The organism is Actinosynnema sp. NPDC023658, assembly GCF_040639995.1.
Taxonomy (GTDB): Bacteria; Actinomycetota; Actinomycetes; order Mycobacteriales; family Pseudonocardiaceae; genus Actinosynnema.
In genome coordinates this window covers 1-1,132 of the sequence record NZ_JBFAAX010001438.1, presented here as the reverse complement: position 1 = coordinate 1,132, position 1,132 = coordinate 1, and the positions used below count along the sequence as shown (strand labels likewise).

General features: G+C 74.3%; 2 protein-coding genes. Both read left to right on the top strand.

The genetic code is table 11. The features are described from left to right. Window positions 1–565, top strand: a 565-nt coding sequence (locus tag AB0G02_RS41630; RefSeq protein ID WP_360806519.1) for a pyridoxal-phosphate dependent enzyme, incomplete at its 5' end; no start/stop codon positions are given. Beyond that, the coding region (trpA, locus tag AB0G02_RS41625) for a tryptophan synthase subunit alpha (RefSeq protein ID WP_360806516.1) at window positions 562–1,132 on the top strand (571 nt) is incomplete at its 3' end. The genes AB0G02_RS41630 and trpA, both read left to right, overlap by 4 nt.

The following is a 1,132-nucleotide window of genomic DNA, read 5'->3' as shown; positions in this document are numbered from 1 at the left end:
GTGGATGGTGCGCGAGTTCCAGCGCGTCATCGGGGACGAGGCCCGTGCCCAGTGCGCCGACCGGCTGCCCGCCGCCGTGCCGGACGTGGTGGTGGCGTGCGTCGGCGGCGGGTCGAACGCGGCGGGCACGTTCGCCGGGTTCGTCGACACCCCCGCCCGGTTGGTCGGCGTCGAGGCGGCCGGCGGCAGCGCGGTCGACAAGGGCAAGCTCGGCGTGCTGCACGGGTTCATGTCGCACTTCCTGCAGGACGACGACAGCCAGGTGCTCGAAGCGCACTCGATCTCGGCCGGGCTCGACTACCCGGGCGTCGGCCCGGAGCACGTGCACCTCGCGGAGTCCGGCCGCGCGCACTACAGCAGCGTCACCGACGAGCAGGCCCTGCGCGCGTTGAAGCTGGTGACCAGGACCGAGGGGATCCTCCCCGCGCTCGAGTCGGCGCACGCCCTGGCGTGGGTGGTCGACGCCGCCGCGACCGGTGAGCTGGCCGCCGGGTCGACGGTGCTGGTCACGTTGTCCGGCCGCGGTGACAAGGACATCCAGCAGATCAGGGAGCACCTCCGATGAGCGTCGCCGTGGCCACGGTGGAAGAGCACTTGCGAGCCGCCCGCGCCGGTGGGCGCCGGCTGCTGGTCCCGTACGTGATGGCGGGTGTCGTGCCGGACTGGCTGGACCTGGTGCGCGGCGCGGCGGAGGCCGGTGCGGACGCGGTGGAGATCGGCCTGCCGTTCTCCGACCCGATGCTGGACGGGCCGACCGTGCAGCGGGCCGCCGCCCTGTCCGCCGCGCGCGGTGGACGGCCGAGGCCGCTGCTCGACGAGCTGGCCGGGCTCGACGTGGACGTGCCGCTGGTCGTCATGACGTACGCGAACGTGGCGATGACGTTGACGCCGGGGCGCGGTGTGGCCGGGTACCTCGACCACCTGGCGGCGGTCGGCGTGCGCGGCTCGATCGTGCCGGACCTGCCGCTGGAGGAGTCGTCGGACTACCTGGCGCACGCGGCGGACGTCGGTGTCGCCGCGGTGCTGCTGGCCGCGCCCGCGTGCGGCGACGACCGGTGCCGCGAGATCGCGCGGGCCTCCTCCGGGTTCGTGTACTGCATGAGCTCGATGGGGATCACCGGCGAACGCGCCG